Genomic DNA, 16,219 nt, shown 5'->3' on the forward strand with positions numbered 1-16,219 from the left:
TTGAATCCACACATCGTGCTTTCCGAAAATCGATTCCGGTTTTCGGGCCGATGCTGGCGGCAACCAATAGCGCATGGCGGATGAAGATCAATTCGCCAGCGAAGACACGCCACGTCGCAGGCTGACGCGCATCGGCATGCCGTCACGGGGCTGGGTCGTCAGTTTCTGCACCGGCCAGACTTTCGTTTCCGGAACGGCATCGAAACGGCAGTGGCGCATCAGCACGGCCAATGCGATGACCGCCTCCTGCATCGCAAAGGTTGCCCCTATGCAGATGCGCGGCCCTGCGCCGAAGGGAAGATACTGGAAACGGCCGATGGCGCCGCGATTTTCGGGCAGGAACCGTTCCGGAACGAAGGCCCGCGGTTTTTCCCAGTAAAGCTCGTGGCGATGCAGCGTCCAGGGCATGACAAGCACGGTGACGCCGGCGTCGATCCTGACGGTCTCGCCATTTGGGCTGGTCCATGCGTCGTCGGCAATCGCCGCGCGATTGATGGACGGCGCCGGCGGATAGAGCCTCAGCGCCTCCTCGAAGGCCGCGCGCACCCAGGGCATCAGGTCCAGCCATTCGACCGGCTCGGCGCCGGTTGCCAGAACCCGGTCGATTTCCTCTTCCATGCGCCCCCGCACATGCGGCGATTGAGCGACGCAATAGAGCGTCCAGGCCAGCGCCCGCGCCGTCGTTTCATGGCCCGCGCCGATGAAGGTGAGGATATTGTCCTCGATCTCGTCCATGGTCAGGCCATCGGGGCCTTCAAGCTGCAGCAGCAGCGTGAGGAAATCCTGCGGTGTGTTCTCCGGGTTCTCGGCCATCCGCTGCCGCCTCAAAGCCATCGTATTTGCGACGACTTCGCGAAATTTGCCCAGCACACGCCTGCCGCCGATGCGCGTCAACCTCGGCACCCAGGGCGGGGCACGCATGAGGTCCATGGGATCGACCCTCCCCATGCGATGCAGCAGCCTGTCGACATCGTCGGAGAAACTCTCGCTCGACGTGACGATCTCTCCGGAGAAAAGCGTTTCGGAGAGAATGGCGAAGGTCAGCTCCGTCATGTCCACCGATATGTCGAAAACCTCGCCTTCAGCCGTCACATCCGCATATTTGGCGACATATTCCTCCGTCTTCGCCAGCATCTGTCCCGCAAAGCCCTTGGCGTGTTTCGGCGTGAAGACGGGCGCCATCGCTTTCCGGGACCGTTTCCACACCGGTCCCTCCGCCGTCAGCAGCCCGTCACGCAGGATCGGCCTGAGGATCAACTGGCGAATCTCCGACATCTCGTAGTTGGCCGCATTGTCCACGAGCACATGGCGGATCAGCCCGGGATCGTTGACGATCAGCGTCCGCTCCTTGAAAAACTTCGTTTCGATCCAGGGAAGGGTGAAGGAAGGCTTGCCCCACAGTTCAAGCGGATTGCGCATGACCGTGCGGATGATCTCGAAGCGCGTCGGCGGCACGGTCCGCGGCAGGGGAGCCGGCGGAACGAAGGGTTCGGGGCGCATGTCCATCGACAGCCCTCCTGTGGCGATTTCCCAGGAAAGGAATATCAGCTTTCAGAGAAGGGATTTCAACTCGGCGAGCTTGTCGTTGACGAGCCAGCCGTAATAATTTTCCTCCGGCAGGCCGCCTTTCGCCTTGAGGGCGGCCGCACGCTGGGCCGAACCGCCGGTGTTGTAGAGTGTCGCTGTGATGCCGGGGTTACGGGAAATATCGACGCCCGCAATCGTCTTGTAGTCGTCGATCGCCCGGCGGATATTGGCGGCCATGTAGGCAAGCGACTTGTCCGGGTCCATGATCGCGTCATAGACGTCGGCGGCCTTGTTCTCATCGAGCTTCGGATAGCTGGAGGTTCTCGCCACCATGTCGGACAGCATCAGCGCCGTCAGCGGATTGACCTGACCAAGGCCAAAGGTCTGGCCGGCGTAGAAGGGCTGGAAGAAGACCGCGCTGAACCGGTTGTCCGGAAACGACTTGCCTCCGGCCGTACGCCCCCTGAAACTCCTTTCCCAGACATTCTCGCGGCAGGTCCAGAGCCTGTAGGAATCGGAGCGACCATCACATTCGTTGAATTCCGGCCGCGCCAGAAAATCCCCGATGGTCTCGTCGCCATATCCGAACCGGAAACTGTTGCCCGCATAGGCCGCCGCCTTGACGTAATAGGTCTGCAGCCGGTCGTAGGCATCGACATTGTAGGTATGCTCGCCGACGATGGCTCCGATCATGTGGATCGGATCGATGCCGTAGTCGGCCGCGGTAGCCTTGATCTTGGCAACCAGCTTCCGGTCCGTCTGAAGCAGATCCCGGATCTTCTCATACTTCTCGTCGAACGTCGTCTTGCCTGCACGGGTCCGGCGCACCGAAGCGCCCGGCACCTTTGGCTGTTCCGCATGCCGGTTTCCTTCCGGCACCATGACAAGGCCGCCCGCGGATACCGCGGCGCCTGCGGATGTCGCAACGACAAGGAACAATGCCAGAAGGGTACGTTTCAAGATCTGCGTGTCCAGGAGTTCCTATGCCATCAACGGCAGGGGATGCTTGAAGCCATTCAGCCGACTCGCTTCGGAAGACGGCCATTCCATGAAAACGCGCCTCCCTTACGTGAAGCATAAGCGCCATGTCGAGACGCGGATGTTCAAAATCCCGTCAGATGCTGATAAAGGCAGCCGGACGTTGCCCGGCTGCCACGCCGTCCACCTAGAGAATGTAGCGCGACAGGTCCGTATCGGCGGCCAGGTCGCCCACATGCTTGCGGACATAATCCGCATCGATCATAACGGAGGAACCGCCGCGATCCGGAGCGTTGAACGAGATTTCGTCCAGCACCCGTTCCATCACCGTCTGCAGGCGGCGCGCGCCGATATTCTCCACCGAGGAATTGAGGTGGACCGCCACGTCCGCAAGCGCGTCGATGGCATCCTCGGTGAAGTCGAGCGACAGGTCTTCCGTACCCATCAGCGCCTTGTACTGCCGGATCAGGCTTGCTTCCGTCTCGGTCAGGATGCGGCGGAAGTCCTCCTTGGTCAACGGCTTCAGTTCGACGCGGATCGGCAGCCGGCCCTGAAGTTCCGGCAGAAGATCCGAGGGCTTGGCCACATGGAAGGCGCCGGACGCGATGAAGAGGACGTGGTCCGTCTTCACCGGCCCGTATTTGGTCGAGACCGTCGTACCTTCGACAAGCGGCAGAAGGTCGCGCTGGACGCCCTCGCGGGAGACGCCCGCGCCGAGCCCGCCATCGCGGGCGGCGATCTTGTCGATCTCGTCCAGGAAGACGATACCGTCGTTCTCGACGGCGCGAACCGCCTCGCGCTGGATGACCTCGTTGTCGATCAGCTTGTCGGATTCGTCACGGATGAGTTCGCCGTAGGATTTCGCGACCGTGGTGCGGACCTTCTTGGTGCGGCCGCCCATGGCCTTGCCGAACATTTCCGACAGGTTCAGCACGCCGATATTGGCGCCCGGCATGCCGGGAATTTCGAAGCCCGGCATGCCCGAGCCGGTATCGGCGATCTCGATCTCGATCTCCTTGTCGTCCAGCTCGCCGCTCCGGAGCTTCTTGCGGAAGCTGTCGCGCGTGGCCGGGGACGCGGTCGAGCCCACCAGCGCATCGAGCACACGCTCCTCGGCGCTCATGTGGGCCTTCGCCTGCACTTCGGCGCGCTTCTTTTCCCGGACGAGGCCGATGCCGACCTCGACGAGATCGCGGACAATCTGCTCGACGTCGCGGCCGACATAACCGACCTCGGTGAACTTGGTGGCCTCGACCTTGATGAAGGGAGCGCCGGCGAGCTTGGCGAGGCGGCGGGAAATCTCCGTCTTGCCCACACCCGTCGGGCCGATCATCAGGATGTTCTTGGGCATCACTTCGTCGCGCAGGCTCTCGTCGAGCTGCTGGCGGCGCCAGCGGTTGCGAAGCGCGATCGCAACGGCGCGCTTGGCCTCGTGCTGGCCGATGATGTAGCGGTCGAGCTCCGAGACGATTTCCCTGGGTGAAAAAGTAGTCATTTCAAATCCGTTTCTTCTGGTGCGTCCAGCGCCATGAAATGGGCGGGACCATAGATGGATGTCCTGGTGTCGATGTAACGGAAGCCCGCCTTTTCATAGGCGCGGATCGCGGCAAGGTTTTCCGGATCGGGATCGATGACGATCCTTCTGGCGCCGGAGGCAAAAAGCGCATCCACGAACTGGCGGACGATCGCGCTGCCGTGGCCCCTGCCCACAAGTTCCGGAATGCCGATCGAGATGTCGATGCCGAGCGTCCCCTTCGGCTGATCCTGATAGGGATGCCCCTCCTCAAGATGCGGATCGTAGGATTGCAGATAGGCGATCGGCCTTCCCTGCCATTCCACGATCATCGGCCGGGTTTCCACGCTCGTCATCGCATCTTCGATGCCGGCAAGCTCCTCGCCGGCCTCGCCCCACCATTTCGCGATGTGCGGCTCGGCGAGCCACTGTGCCAGCAGGGGAAAATCCTGGTGGGCGACATCACGGAAATGGTAGCGGGGTTTCTCGTCAACCATCGGCGTCCAGCGTTTCCACGATGATGTTGTGGTTGGTGTAGACGCAGATATCGGCAGCGATATCGAGCGCCTGTTTCGCGATCTCCTCGGCAGACTTGTCCGTGTCCATCATGGCCCGGGCCGCGGCATAGGCGAAATTGCCGCCGGAGCCGATCGCCATCACACCATGCTCCGGCTCCAGCACGTCGCCGTTGCCGGTCACGGCCAGCGTCACCGACTTGTCGGCCACCAGCATCATGGCTTCGAGATTGCGGAGATATTTGTCCGTCCGCCAGTCCTTGGCGAGTTCCACAGCGGCCCGCATGAGCTGGCCGGGATATTGCTCAAGCTTCTTCTCAAGCCGGTCGAGCAGGGTGAAGGCGTCCGCCGTCGCACCGGCGAAACCGGCGATCACCTCGCCCTTGCCGATACGGCGCACCTTGCGCGCATTGCCTTTCATCACGGTCTGGCCGAGGCTTACCTGCCCATCGCCGGCCATGATGACCTTGCCGCCCTTCCGCACAGTGATAATCGTTGTCATTCAGCACCTGTCTGGCCCCGTCCGGAGCATTGGTTGGAGGCATGGAACGGCCTCGTTGAGCCCTATGTAAGAGGGGCTTCGCCGAATGCAATCTTCCGGCAGGCCGCACGGCAAAATGTCCTGCTTTTACTGGATATTTCGCATTGCGCCTGATAAGGAGCCCTGATCAAGAGCCGGTGCCGGCCCTTCAGCATGGAGCAGACCCTTATGGGCGAAACAGCAGTCGCACGCGCGGGAAGCGTTTCCCGCAAGACCAACGAGACCTCCGTTTCCGTTTCCGTCAATCTCGACGGCACCGGCAACGCAAAGATTTCCACGGGCGTCGGCTTCTTCGATCATATGCTCGACCAGCTTTCGCGACATTCGCTGATCGACATGGACATCCAGGTAAAGGGCGACCTCCATATCGACGACCACCATACCGTGGAGGATACGGGGATTGCACTCGGCCAGGCGATTTCCAAGGCCCTCGGCGACCGCCGCGGCATCACCCGCTATGCGTCGCTCGACCTTGCGATGGACGAGACCATGACGAAGGCGGCGATCGATGTTTCGGGCCGTCCCTTCCTCGTCTGGAACGTCTCCTTCAGCGCGCCCAAGATCGGCACGTTCGACACGGAACTGGTACGGGAATTCTTCCAGGCCTTCGCCCAGAACGCCGGCATCACGCTGCATGTGCTGAACCATTACGGCGCAAACAACCATCATATCGCCGAGACCTGCTTCAAATCCGTGGCGCGCGTTCTGCGAACCGCGACAGAAATCGACCCGCGGCAGGCCAATCGCGTTCCTTCGACGAAAGGAATGCTGGTCTGACGCTTCCCAGGAGAAATTCCTTGAGAAGCTATCTCGTTCTGATACCGCCCGGCGGACTTGACAGGGATCACCGTTCGACGCTCGTCCTGCGGGACGGGTTTTCCTGGATCGCGTTCTTCTTCCCGTGGTTCTGGCTTTTCTGGAACCGGCTCTGGATCGCCGGCATCGCGGTCCTGCTCGCGCAGTTCGGCATCGGGTTCCTGATGAACATGCCGGGTCTCGGTCCCGCAGGCTTCCTTGCCGGTTTCGCGCTCAGCCTGCTGATCGCGCTCGAGGGCCGACATTATCGCTCGGAAGCGCTGATCCGTGACGGGTGGACGCTGGAAACCGTGGTTTCCGCACCCGATATTCAGGCGGCCGAAGAAATCTACTTCTCCGGCCTGCCGCAACCCGAACAACAACAATTGCCGGCCTTGGCGGAATGGGCGCAACACGCAAAGCCGCCCGCCACCGGCCGGCCCAAGGGCTGGAATGAGCCGCATCTCGGCCTTTTCGACCATCAAGGAGGACGCTGATGCGCGTCGCAATCATCGACTACGGGTCCGGCAATCTCAGATCCGCGACCAAGGCCTTCGAACGGGCCGCGCGCGAATCCGGCATCGATGCCGAGATCGATCTTACCGACAAAGCCGACGCCGTCGCTACGGCCGACCGGATCGTGCTGCCGGGCGTCGGCGCCTATGCCGACTGCCGGGCCGGCCTCGATGCCGTTCCGGGCATGCATGAGGCGATCATCGATGTCGTGGAAAAAAGGGGACGCCCTTTCCTCGGCATCTGCGTCGGCATGCAGCTCATGTCGTCGCGCGGGCTCGAAAAAACGACCACGGAGGGTTTTGGCTGGATCGAGGGCGATGTCGTCGAGATGACACCGAGCGATCCCGACCTGAAGATTCCGCAGATCGGCTGGAATACGCTCGATCTGGCCCACCCGCATCCGCTGTTCGAAGGCATCCCGACAGGGCCGGACGGTCTGCATGCCTATTTCGTGCACTCCTACCATCTGGCCGCAAAACGCCCCCACGACGTGATCGCAACCACCGATTACGGCGGGCCGGTGACCGCCTTTGTGGGGCGCGACAACATGGCGGGCTCCCAGTTCCATCCGGAAAAGAGCCAGACGCTCGGCCTCGCCCTCATCTCCAATTTCCTGCGCTGGAAGCCCTGAGCTCGCGCAGACCCAAGGACGAAGACACGATGATCCTTTTTCCAGCAATCGACCTGAAGGACGGTCAGTGCGTCCGCCTCAAGCTCGGCGACATGGCTCAGGCGACCGTCTACAACCCCGATCCCGCCGCGCAGGCGAAAGCCTTCGAAGAACAGGGATTCGAATGGCTGCATGTGGTCGACCTCAACGGCGCCTTTGCCGGCGAGAGCGTCAACGGCGCGGCCGTTGACGCCATTCTCAAGGCCACAAAGAACCCGGTGCAGCTCGGCGGCGGCATCCGCACGCTCGACCATATCGAATCCTGGCTTTCGCGCGGGCTCGCCCGTGTCATCCTCGGCACGGTGGCGGTGCGCGACCCGGCGCTCGTCATCGAAGCCTGCCGGAAATTTCCGGGCAAGGTCGCCGTCGGCATCGATGCCAAGGGCGGCAAGGTCGCGGTCGAAGGCTGGGCGGAAGCGTCCGAACTCGGCGTGATCGAGCTTGCGAGGAAGTTCGAGGGAGCGGGCGTCTCCGCGATCATCTATACGGATATCGACCGCGACGGTATCCTGACCGGCATCAACTGGGCATCGACCCTGGAGCTTGCCGATGCGGTTTCGATCCCGGTGATCGCTTCCGGCGGACTGGCTTCGCTCGACGATATCCGCCGCCTGCTGCGGCCCGACGCCGCCCGGCTGGAAGGCGCGATCTCCGGACGCGCGCTCTATGACGGCCGCATCGACCCGAAGGAAGCGCTGGCCTTGATCCGCGCTCGACAAGGACGTCCCGCATGACCCTCAAAGCCCGTATCATCCCCTGCCTCGACGTGAAGGACGGCCGCGTCGTCAAGGGTGTCAATTTCGTCGACCTGATCGATGCCGGCGATCCGGTGGAAGCGGCCAAGGCTTATGACGCCGCCGGCGCCGACGAACTCTGCTTCCTCGACATCACCGCCTCTTCCGACAATCGCGAGACGATCTTCGATGTCGTCGCCCGCACCGCCGAGCACTGCTTCATGCCGCTCACCGTCGGTGGCGGCGTACGCACGATCGCCGATATCCGCAAGCTCCTGCTTGCCGGTGCCGACAAGGTCTCGATCAATTCGGCGGCGGTGAACAATCCGGATTTCGTGGCCGAGGCTGCCGACAAGTTCGGCAACCAGTGCATCGTCGTGTCGATCGATGCGAAACGCAGGCGCACGCAGGCGGTTGGCGGCGACAATATGAGCGCCTGGGAAATCCACACCCATGGAGGCCGCAACGCGACCGGCATCGACGCCGTGGATTTCGCCATCAGGATGGTGGAGCGCGGGGCCGGCGAGCTGCTTGTCACGTCGATGGACCGCGACGGGACAAAGAGCGGCTACGACCTGGAACTGACACGCGCCATAGCCGACAGCGTCCGGGCGCCGGTGATCGCTTCGGGCGGCGTCGGCACGCTGGACGACATGGTCGCCGGCATCAGCCAGGGCCATGCGACTGCCGTCCTCGCCGCATCGATTTTCCACTTCGGGACCTATACGGTCGGCCAAGCGAAGCGCTATATGTCCGAGCACGGCATTGCCGTGCGGCTCGACTGACTGGGAGGAGCAGTGTGAGTGAGTTTTCGCTGAACGATCTCGAGCAGATCGTCGCCGTAAGGGCCAAGGCCTCACCGGAAGAATCCTGGACGGCAAAGCTTGCCGCGGCTGGACAGATCAAGGCAGCCAAGAAGCTCGGTGAGGAGGCCGTCGAAACGGTGATCGCCGCACTTTCACAGGACCGTAAGGACCTGACGTGCGAAAGCGCCGACCTCCTCTATCACCTGATGGTCGTATTGAATATTGCCCGCATCCCGCTACAGGATGTGATGGATGAACTTCAGCGGAGGACCGGCCAGTCCGGCCTTCAGGAAAAGGCGGGCCGGCAGACATCATGAATCTCGTACCTCAACCTGCCGAAATGCCCGACACCGGTGCGGCCGGTGCGGAATACTACTCGCCCTATCATCATTTCACGGCGGAGGAATGGGCAAAGTTCCGTGCAGATACGCCCCTTACCCTCACCGCGGACGAAGTCGCGCGGCTGCGCTCGCTGGACGACCCGATCGATCTCAGCGAGGTACGGCGCATCTATCTTTCGCTGTCGCGCCTGCTTTCCTCGCATGTGGAGGCCTCGCAGCTTCTTTTTCAGCAGAGGAACCGTTTTCTCAGCCTTTCCGACATCGCCAAGACGCCTTTCATCATCGGCATTGCAGGCTCGGTCGCTGTCGGAAAGTCGACGACCGCGCGTATCCTGAAGGAACTGCTGGCGCGGTGGCCGTCCAGCCCCAAGGTCGACCTCATCACCACCGACGGCTTCCTTTATCCGAACGCGGTGCTCCAGCGCGAAAACCTGATGGAGCGCAAGGGCTTTCCGGAGAGCTACGATGTCGGCGCCATCCTGCGTTTTCTTTCCGCCATCAAGGCCGGCGAGCCCAACGTCAAGGCGCCGCGCTATTCGCACCTTACCTATGACGTCCTGCCGAACGAGTTCACGCTGGTCGACCGTCCGGACATCCTGATTTTCGAAGGCATCAACGTGCTGCAGTCGCGGGCGCTGCCGGCCGACGGCAAGATCGTGCCGATCGTCTCGGATTTCTTCGACTTTTCGATCTACATCGATGCCGAGGAAGAGCTCATCCACAACTGGTACGTGGCGCGGTTCATGAAGCTGCGGCAGACCGCTTTCCGCGATCCGACCTCCTATTTCAAGAAATATGCGGCGATCGACGCGGATGCGGCACGGGCGGTCGCGGAAGGCCTTTGGGAGAATATCAACCTGAAGAACCTGCGGCAGAATATCCTGCCGACCAGACCCCGTGCCGATCTTATCCTGCGCAAGGGACGAGACCATCTCGTGGAAACGGTCGCGCTCCGGAAACTGTAGCACACCGATCGCCGGCTATCGGAATGCAACGTCAGCTATTGACCCTGCGAAGCGTCAAATTGATACGGCCGCCGTTCTTCAGCAATGTCGACGTGCCCGGATAGATGCGGTCGACGCCATGGAAGGCCAGTCGTCCCTCCCCGCCCAGCACAACGATATCACCGCTCGAAAGCCGGAAGGAGCCAGTGGGGTCCTTCCGGCTTGTTCCGCCGATGCGAAAGAGGCAGCTGTTTCCGAGTGAAATGGAAAGAACCGGCGCCGCCAGATCGGTCTCATCCCTGTCCTGATGCAGACCCATTTTTGCGTCGTCGGAATAGAAGTTGACAAGGCAGGCTTCCGGTTCCGCTGGATAACCGGCCACCTTCTCCCACAGCTCAAGCAGTTCCCGCGGCATCGCGGGCCAGGGCCTTTTCGTCGCCGGGTGAAAAGACTGATAGCGATATCCCTTTTCCCGGTCCGTCACCCAGCCGAGCGAACCGCAATTGGTCATCCGCACCGACATGGGTTTGCCGGTTTCGGGCATTTCGGGAACATAGAGCGGCGCTTCCGCTACGACGCCGCGGATCAGTTCGACCAGGCGTTCCTGCGCGGCGCGGTCGAGATGGCCCGGCAGGTGCCTTACGCCGTTCGCAAGAGTGACCAATGCAGGCGGCTCCGTTTCTTTCTCAATCGCCGACGGGCCGGCCGCGCATCCGCTTCACTTCGGAACGGCCGGACTTCTCCTTCAGCCTGCGCTCCACCGAACCCTTTGTCGGCTTGGTCGCCTTGCGTGGCGGCGGCGGCGGCTTGGCCGCCTCCAGAATCAATTCCTTCAGGCGTTCGCGCGCCTCTTCGCGATTGCGCTCCTGGCTACGGAAGCGGTTTGCCTCTATCATCAGCACACCCTCCTTCGACACCCGTTTTCCGGCGAGCCTGATGGCGTTCTGCCTGACGCGGTCCGGCAGGGAGGGAGAACCGGTGATGTCGAAGAAAAGCTGGACGGCAGTGGAAACCTTGTTGACGTTCTGGCCACCCGGCCCGCCCGCCAGCACGAACTGTTCCGTCAGTTCCCATCCTGCGATGGTGATGCGGTTATTGATATAGAGCGGGTTGCTGGCCATGGTCGCATGATCGTTTTCTTGAAGAACACCCTGCCGTCCTGAAACCGGTTCCCGTTCTCGGACGACATGCAGAGCAGGCAGCATCCTTCCCACAAAGCCGGCAAAAAGAAAACCACCGGTCGAAAGACCGGTGGCCTGATGTTCCACGTGAATCCGGGGATGCGCCCTTACTCGGCAGCGGCAAGCAAGCCGGGAGCCGCATTGCGGACCTTGCTGTCGACGTGATCCTCGAACTTCTCGAAGTTCGCGATGAACATCGACACGAGCTTTGCGGCCTGCGCATCGTATGCGACGCCATCTGCCCAGGTCGAGCGCGGGTCAAGGATCGACTGATCCACACCTTCGACCGAAACCGGCACTGCGAAACCGAAATTCGGATCGATACGGAATTCGGCGTTCTTGAGGCTGCCGTTCAATGCAGACGTCAGCAGCGTGCGCGTCGCCTTGATCGGCATGCGACGTCCGACGCCATAGGCGCCACCCGTCCAGCCGGTATTGACCAGCCAGCAATCCACGCCATGGCGATCGATCAGATCGCGCAGCAGGTTACCGTATTCAGCCGGATGGCGCGGCATGAAGGGAGCGCCGAAGCAGGTCGAGAAGGTGGCTTCCGGTTCGGTGACGCCCTTTTCCGTGCCGGCGACCTTTGCGGTGTAGCCGGAAAGGAAGTGGTACATCGCCTGTTCCGGCGTCAGCTTGGCGATCGGCGGCATGACGCCGAAAGCATCAGCCGTCAGCATGATGATCGTCTTCGGATGCGGCGCGATCCCGGTAGCCGATGCATTCGGAATGAAATGCAGGGGATAGGCGCTTCGCGTGTTTTCCGTCAGCGAGTTGTCGTCGAAGTCGGGAACGCGGTTCTCGTCGAGAACGACGTTTTCCAGAACGGTGCCGAAACGCCGGGTCGCGGCATATATTTCCGGCTCTGCCTCGGCCGACAGCTTGATAGCCTTCGCATAGCAGCCGCCTTCGAAGTTGAAGATACCGTTCTCGCCCCAGCCGTGTTCGTCGTCGCCGATCAGGGTGCGGCTCGGATCGGCCGAGAGGGTAGTCTTGCCGGTTCCCGAAAGACCGAAGAAGACCGCGGAATCACCCGCCGGACCGACATTTGCCGAGCAGTGCATCGGCATGACGTGCTTGGCCGGCAGCAGATAGTTCAGCACCGTGAAGACGGACTTCTTGTTTTCGCCCGCATAGGACGTGCCGCCGATCAGGACGACGCCCCTCGTCAGATCGCAGGCGATGACGGTTTCCGTACGGCAGCCGTGGCGCGCGGGATCGGCCTTGAAGCTTGGCAGGTTGATGATCGTAAGCTTCTGGGTGAAGGTTTCGAGAGAGGCCCGGCTCGGCCGGATCAGGAGATTGCGGATGAACAGCGCGTGCCAGGCGAGCTCCGTGATGACCCGGGTCGGAAGCGCATTTTCCGGATCGGCGCCGCCGACGAGGTCCTGCACGAACAGGGCTTTGCCTGCGGCATGCGCCAGCATGTCCTGATAGAGTACGTCAAAGCGCTCGGGAGATATCGGCTTGTTGTTGTCCCACCAGATAGCGCCCTCGGTGTTGCCATCGCGGACGATGAACTTGTCCTTGGGGGAACGGCCGGTATGCTGGCCGGTCACTGCCCTCAACGCCCCATCGATGGTCAGATCGGCTTCTTCGCGGCGGATCGCTTCTTCGTAAAGCTCTGTCTCGGAGAAGTTATAATTAACGCGCGACACGTCATGAAAACCAAGGGCCGCTATCCCATTGGCGGGATTGTAAAGTCCGAACTCCTCCATACGCGCTTTCCTTCAATTGCCGTTGAACGTGGCGCGAAACTAGTGACGGATTTTCAAAAGAGCAAGAGGGATTCATAAAATTGCTCAGCAATATCAATAAATTAATCGATTTAAAAAAATTTATTCCTCTTTAAATCGGTTTACGGCTCGTTTTAATTCTCAGTCCGAAAGCGGCCCGACAGGCAGGTCAAATCGTGCGACCGTAAGCCGCCCCTTTATCTTTGCCACAATTTGTTCCACCTTTATACTCAAGAAGCGCATCGGTTTACGCTGCCTGGGCTGGGGTGATTCCAGGAGATGCGCATATATGGTCACGGAGACGGAGAGCATGCAGACAATCGCGCTCGTAGATGACGACCGCAATATCCTGACTTCGGTGTCGATCGCTCTGGAAGCGGAAGGATACAAGGTCGAAACCTATACGGATGGCGCCTCCGCGCTTGACGGGCTCATAGCCCGTCCCCCGCAACTGGCAATCTTCGATATCAAGATGCCGCGTATGGACGGAATGGAACTCTTGCGCCGGCTGCGGCAGAAGTCCGACCTGCCGGTGATCTTCCTCACCTCCAAGGACGAGGAAATCGATGAGCTGTTCGGGCTGAAGATGGGCGCGGACGACTTCATCACCAAGCCCTTCTCGCAGCGGCTTCTGGTGGAGCGGGTGAAGGCGATCCTGCGTCGCGCGGGCAACCGCGATGCGCAAATCGCCGGAGGCGTCAAGACAACGCCCGACCAGCAGGCCGCGCGAACGCTGGAACGCGGCCAGCTTCTGATGGACCAGGAGCGCCATACCTGCACCTGGAAGGGCGAGCCGGTCACCCTGACGGTCACCGAGTTCCTGATCCTGCATTCGCTGGCCCAGCGGCCGGGCGTGGTCAAGAGCCGCGACGCCCTGATGGATGCCGCCTACGACGAGCAGGTCTATGTGGACGATCGCACGATCGACAGCCACATCAAGCGCCTGCGCAAGAAGTTCAAGATGGTTGACACCGACTTCGATATGATCGAGACGCTCTACGGCGTCGGTTACCGATTCCGCGAGGCGGCCTGAGCTAGGACCGCCTTGCGAAAGGTTAACTTGAGGCCACGGCCGGATCAGAGGTAAACTGGTCCGGTGGAAGGACTGCAGTGGCAGATCAGACATTCGATAGCGAAATGGCCGGAACAGAGAAGGCCGAGATTCGTCGTGCGCCACGGCGGTTCTGGTCGCGGCCTTTCACGCTTATCCGCCGGGTTTTCGGTCATGCGGTCTTTTCCAGCCTCACCCGCCGCATCCTGTTCTTCAATATCGCGGCGACCGTCGTTCTCGTTGCCGGCATTCTCTATCTCAACCAGTTCCGCGAGGGGCTGATCGATGCACGCGTCGAAAGCCTGCTGACCCAGGGCGAGATCATTGCCGGCGCCATTTCCGCGTCCGCCTCCGTCGATACCAATTCGATCACCATCGATCCGCAGAAGCTTCTCGAGCTGCAGGCCGGCCAAAGCATCACGCCGGTGCCGAACGACGAGGACCTCGATTTCCCCATCGATCCGGAACGCGTCGCGCCGGTCCTGCGTCGCCTCATATCGCCGACACGCACGCGCGCGCGCATTTTCGATGCGGACGCAAACCTTCTGCTCGATTCCCGGCATCTCTATTCGCGCGGGCAGGTCCTGCGCTTCGACCTGCCCCCGGTGGAAAACGCGTCCCAGACCTGGAGCGAGTGGTTCGCGGGGCTTTTCAACCGGCTTCTGCAGCCCGGCAACCTGCCGGTCTACAAAGAAGCGCCGGGCGGCGACGGTTCGATCTATCCCGAAGTCATGAATGCCCTGACCGGCGTGCGCGGCGCGCTGGTGCGCGTCACCGAGCGCGGGGAGCTCATCGTGTCGGTTGCCGTGCCGATCCAGCGGTTCCGCGCCGTGCTTGGCGTGCTGCTGCTTTCAACCCAGGCCGGCGACATCGACAAGATCGTGCATGCGGAACGGCTGGCGATCATGCGCGTCTTCGGCGTGGCCACGCTCGTCAACATCCTGCTTTCGCTGTTGCTTTCGTCGACGATCGCCAATCCGCTGCGCCGCCTGGCGGCGGCGGCGATCCGCGTGCGGCGCGGCGCCAAGCAGCGCGAAGAGATCCCGGATTTCGCCTATCGCCAGGACGAGATCGGCAATCTCTCGATCGCACTGCGCGAAATGACCAATGCGCTCTACGACCGGATCGACGCGATCGAAAGTTTTGCGGCCGACGTGAGCCACGAGCTCAAGAACCCGCTCACCTCGCTCAGGAGCGCCGTCGAAACCCTGCCGCTCGCCAAGTCGGAGGAATCGAAACAGCGGCTGACCGAGATCATCTTCCACGACGTGCGTCGCCTCGATCGCCTGATCAGCGACATTTCCGATGCCTCGCGGCTCGACGCGGAACTGGCCCGATCCGATTCTGCACCGATCGACATGGAGAGCCTGCTCGGCAACTTGGTCGATATTTCCCGGCAGATCCGCACCGGCCGCAAGCCGGTGGAAATCGACCTCGCGATCGACGGCAAGGGGGGCAACAGGGCCGCCTTCCTCGTCAACGGACACGATCTCCGCCTTGGCCAGATCATCACCAATCTCATCGAGAATGCCCGTTCCTTCGTGCCGGAAAAGGGCGGCCGCATCTCGATCCGGCTGTCGCGCGCCAAGGATCGCGTGACGATAACCGTCGACGACAATGGTCCCGGCATCCAGGCGGAAGATATCGACCGCATATTCGAGCGTTTCTATACCGACCGGCCGGAAGGCGAGAGCTTTGGCCAGAATTCCGGTCTCGGCCTGTCAATCAGCCGGCAGATCGCCGAGGCGCATGGCGGAACACTGCGCGCGGAAAACCTGCACGACCCCAAAACCGGCGCCTCGACGGGCGCCCGTTTCATCCTGTCGCTGCCCGCCGGTGAACATCAATGACACCCGGCGGGGTCAACATCCACGCGACAGCCGCCGTCATCGGCACCCGGGGCATTCTGTTCACCGGACTTTCCGGCAGCGGCAAATCGCTGCTCGCGTTCGCCTGCATCGCTGCCGCAAGACGACAAGGCGCCTTCGCCGCGCTGGTGGCCGACGACCAGGTATTCGTGTCCCGTCACGGAGATCGCCTGCTTGCCAGCCGGCCGGCGGCCATCTCCGGGCTGATCGAATTGCGCGGCAGCGGCATCGCGCGGATCGAAAGCATGGCAGCCGCGTCGCTCGATCTCGCGGTTCAGGTGATATCCCTGCCGGAAAGCGAACGTCTTCCGCCAGAAAGGGAGCACTTTCCCTTGCCCGGGCTTGGGGAGCTTCCGCTTGTTCGAATCTGGCAGGGAACGCCCGATCCTCTGGCCGTTATCGGCGCGTTCGCCCCCGAGTTTCGCGGCGAGACGCCCTTTTGATCCGGTCGACGCCTGATTTTTTGACTTGAACTTCAATTCTACATGGAGAAGATGGCTTCC

General features: G+C 61.7%; 18 protein-coding genes. 10 read left to right on the forward strand and 8 right to left on the reverse strand.

Annotated elements, in window-relative coordinates; translation table 11 throughout:
* Positions 1-87: 87 nt before the first annotated feature.
* From ACFFP0_RS31075 to hslV, 5 genes are all read right to left on the reverse strand, one after another.
* Entirely contained in the window at positions 88-1,506 is a 1,419-nt protein-coding gene (locus ACFFP0_RS31075; RefSeq protein WP_377266100.1) for a cytochrome P450, read from the reverse strand.
* A 45-nt stretch (positions 1,507-1,551) separates the two neighbouring features.
* Positions 1,552-2,466, reverse strand: coding sequence for a DUF1402 family protein (locus ACFFP0_RS31080; RefSeq protein WP_377266283.1), 915 nt, complete (start codon positions 2,464-2,466; stop codon positions 1,552-1,554).
* Between the two features lie 226 nt (positions 2,467-2,692).
* Complete coding sequence (gene hslU, locus ACFFP0_RS31085; RefSeq protein ID WP_377266101.1) at positions 2,693-4,000, reverse strand: ATP-dependent protease ATPase subunit HslU; 1,308 nt, start codon at positions 3,998-4,000, stop codon at positions 2,693-2,695.
* Positions 3,997-4,515: a GNAT family N-acetyltransferase gene (locus ACFFP0_RS31090; protein ID WP_377266102.1), complete on the reverse strand. Its 519-nt coding sequence runs from the start codon at positions 4,513-4,515 to the stop codon at positions 3,997-3,999. The genes hslU and ACFFP0_RS31090 overlap by 4 nt, the downstream gene beginning before the upstream one ends.
* Positions 4,508-5,035, reverse strand: coding sequence for an ATP-dependent protease subunit HslV (gene hslV / locus ACFFP0_RS31095; RefSeq protein ID WP_377266103.1), 528 nt, complete (start codon positions 5,033-5,035; stop codon positions 4,508-4,510). Before hslV ends, ACFFP0_RS31090 begins: the two co-directional genes overlap by 8 nt.
* Before the next feature lie 207 nt (positions 5,036-5,242).
* Between hslV and hisB the strand changes: the two genes are divergently transcribed.
* The 7 genes from hisB to coaA are packed head-to-tail and all read left to right on the forward strand — an operon-like array spanning position 5,243 to position 9,901.
* The gene (hisB, locus tag ACFFP0_RS31100; protein WP_377266104.1) at positions 5,243-5,851 is read left to right on the forward strand and encodes an imidazoleglycerol-phosphate dehydratase HisB; all 609 of its coding nucleotides are present in this window, start codon (positions 5,243-5,245) and stop codon (positions 5,849-5,851) included.
* A 20-nt stretch (positions 5,852-5,871) separates the two neighbouring features.
* Positions 5,872-6,366 (forward strand): DUF2628 domain-containing protein, encoded by a 495-nt coding sequence (locus ACFFP0_RS31105; protein WP_377266105.1) that lies wholly within the window; start codon positions 5,872-5,874, stop codon positions 6,364-6,366.
* Positions 6,366-7,016, forward strand: coding sequence for an imidazole glycerol phosphate synthase subunit HisH (gene hisH, locus ACFFP0_RS31110; protein ID WP_377266106.1), 651 nt, complete (start codon positions 6,366-6,368; stop codon positions 7,014-7,016). Before ACFFP0_RS31105 ends, hisH begins: the two co-directional genes overlap by 1 nt.
* Before the next feature lie 29 nt (positions 7,017-7,045).
* Positions 7,046-7,789, forward strand: a complete 744-nt coding sequence (gene hisA, locus ACFFP0_RS31115) for a 1-(5-phosphoribosyl)-5-[(5-phosphoribosylamino)methylideneamino]imidazole-4-carboxamide isomerase (RefSeq protein WP_377266107.1) — start codon at positions 7,046-7,048, stop codon at positions 7,787-7,789.
* Positions 7,786-8,574, forward strand: coding sequence for an imidazole glycerol phosphate synthase subunit HisF (gene hisF / locus ACFFP0_RS31120; RefSeq protein WP_377266108.1), 789 nt, complete (start codon positions 7,786-7,788; stop codon positions 8,572-8,574). The genes hisA and hisF overlap by 4 nt, the downstream gene beginning before the upstream one ends.
* 14 nt (positions 8,575-8,588) lie before the next feature.
* Entirely contained in the window at positions 8,589-8,912 is a 324-nt protein-coding gene (locus ACFFP0_RS31125; protein ID WP_377266109.1) for a phosphoribosyl-ATP diphosphatase, read from the forward strand.
* Positions 8,909-9,901 (forward strand): type I pantothenate kinase, encoded by a 993-nt coding sequence (gene coaA, locus ACFFP0_RS31130; protein ID WP_377266110.1) that lies wholly within the window; start codon positions 8,909-8,911, stop codon positions 9,899-9,901. Before ACFFP0_RS31125 ends, coaA begins: the two co-directional genes overlap by 4 nt.
* Before the next feature lie 31 nt (positions 9,902-9,932).
* On the opposite strand, the gene ACFFP0_RS31135 is transcribed toward coaA, so the two are convergent.
* From ACFFP0_RS31135 to ACFFP0_RS31145, 3 genes are all read right to left on the reverse strand, one after another.
* Entirely contained in the window at positions 9,933-10,544 is a 612-nt protein-coding gene (locus tag ACFFP0_RS31135; protein ID WP_377266111.1) for an alpha-ketoglutarate-dependent dioxygenase AlkB family protein, read from the reverse strand.
* A gap of 22 nt (positions 10,545-10,566) precedes the next feature.
* Complete coding sequence (arfB, locus tag ACFFP0_RS31140) at positions 10,567-11,001, reverse strand: alternative ribosome rescue aminoacyl-tRNA hydrolase ArfB (RefSeq protein ID WP_377266112.1); 435 nt, start codon at positions 10,999-11,001, stop codon at positions 10,567-10,569.
* Positions 11,002-11,168: 167 nt separating this feature from the next.
* Positions 11,169-12,779, reverse strand: coding sequence for a phosphoenolpyruvate carboxykinase (locus ACFFP0_RS31145; RefSeq protein WP_377266113.1), 1,611 nt, complete (start codon positions 12,777-12,779; stop codon positions 11,169-11,171).
* 328 nt (positions 12,780-13,107) lie between these two features.
* On the opposite strand from ACFFP0_RS31145, the gene ACFFP0_RS31150 reads away from it, so the two are divergent.
* The 3 genes from ACFFP0_RS31150 to ACFFP0_RS31160 all read left to right on the forward strand — a co-directional run bounded on the left by ACFFP0_RS31150 (position 13,108) and on the right by ACFFP0_RS31160 (position 16,159).
* On the forward strand, positions 13,108-13,830 hold the full coding sequence (locus tag ACFFP0_RS31150; protein ID WP_377266114.1) for a response regulator transcription factor: 723 nt from the start codon (positions 13,108-13,110) through the stop codon (positions 13,828-13,830).
* Positions 13,831-13,934: 104 nt separating this feature from the next.
* A complete protein-coding gene (locus ACFFP0_RS31155; RefSeq protein ID WP_377266284.1) occupies positions 13,935-15,698 on the forward strand; it encodes a sensor histidine kinase in 1,764 nt (587 codons plus the stop codon).
* Complete coding sequence (locus ACFFP0_RS31160) at positions 15,695-16,159, forward strand: HPr kinase/phosphorylase (protein ID WP_377266115.1); 465 nt, start codon at positions 15,695-15,697, stop codon at positions 16,157-16,159. The genes ACFFP0_RS31155 and ACFFP0_RS31160 overlap by 4 nt, the downstream gene beginning before the upstream one ends.
* Positions 16,160-16,219 lie beyond the last annotated feature (60 nt).

The sequence above is a fragment of the Neorhizobium puerariae genome (genome assembly GCF_042429745.1).
In the GTDB taxonomy this organism is placed as follows: Bacteria; Pseudomonadota; Alphaproteobacteria; order Rhizobiales; family Rhizobiaceae; genus Neorhizobium; species Neorhizobium puerariae.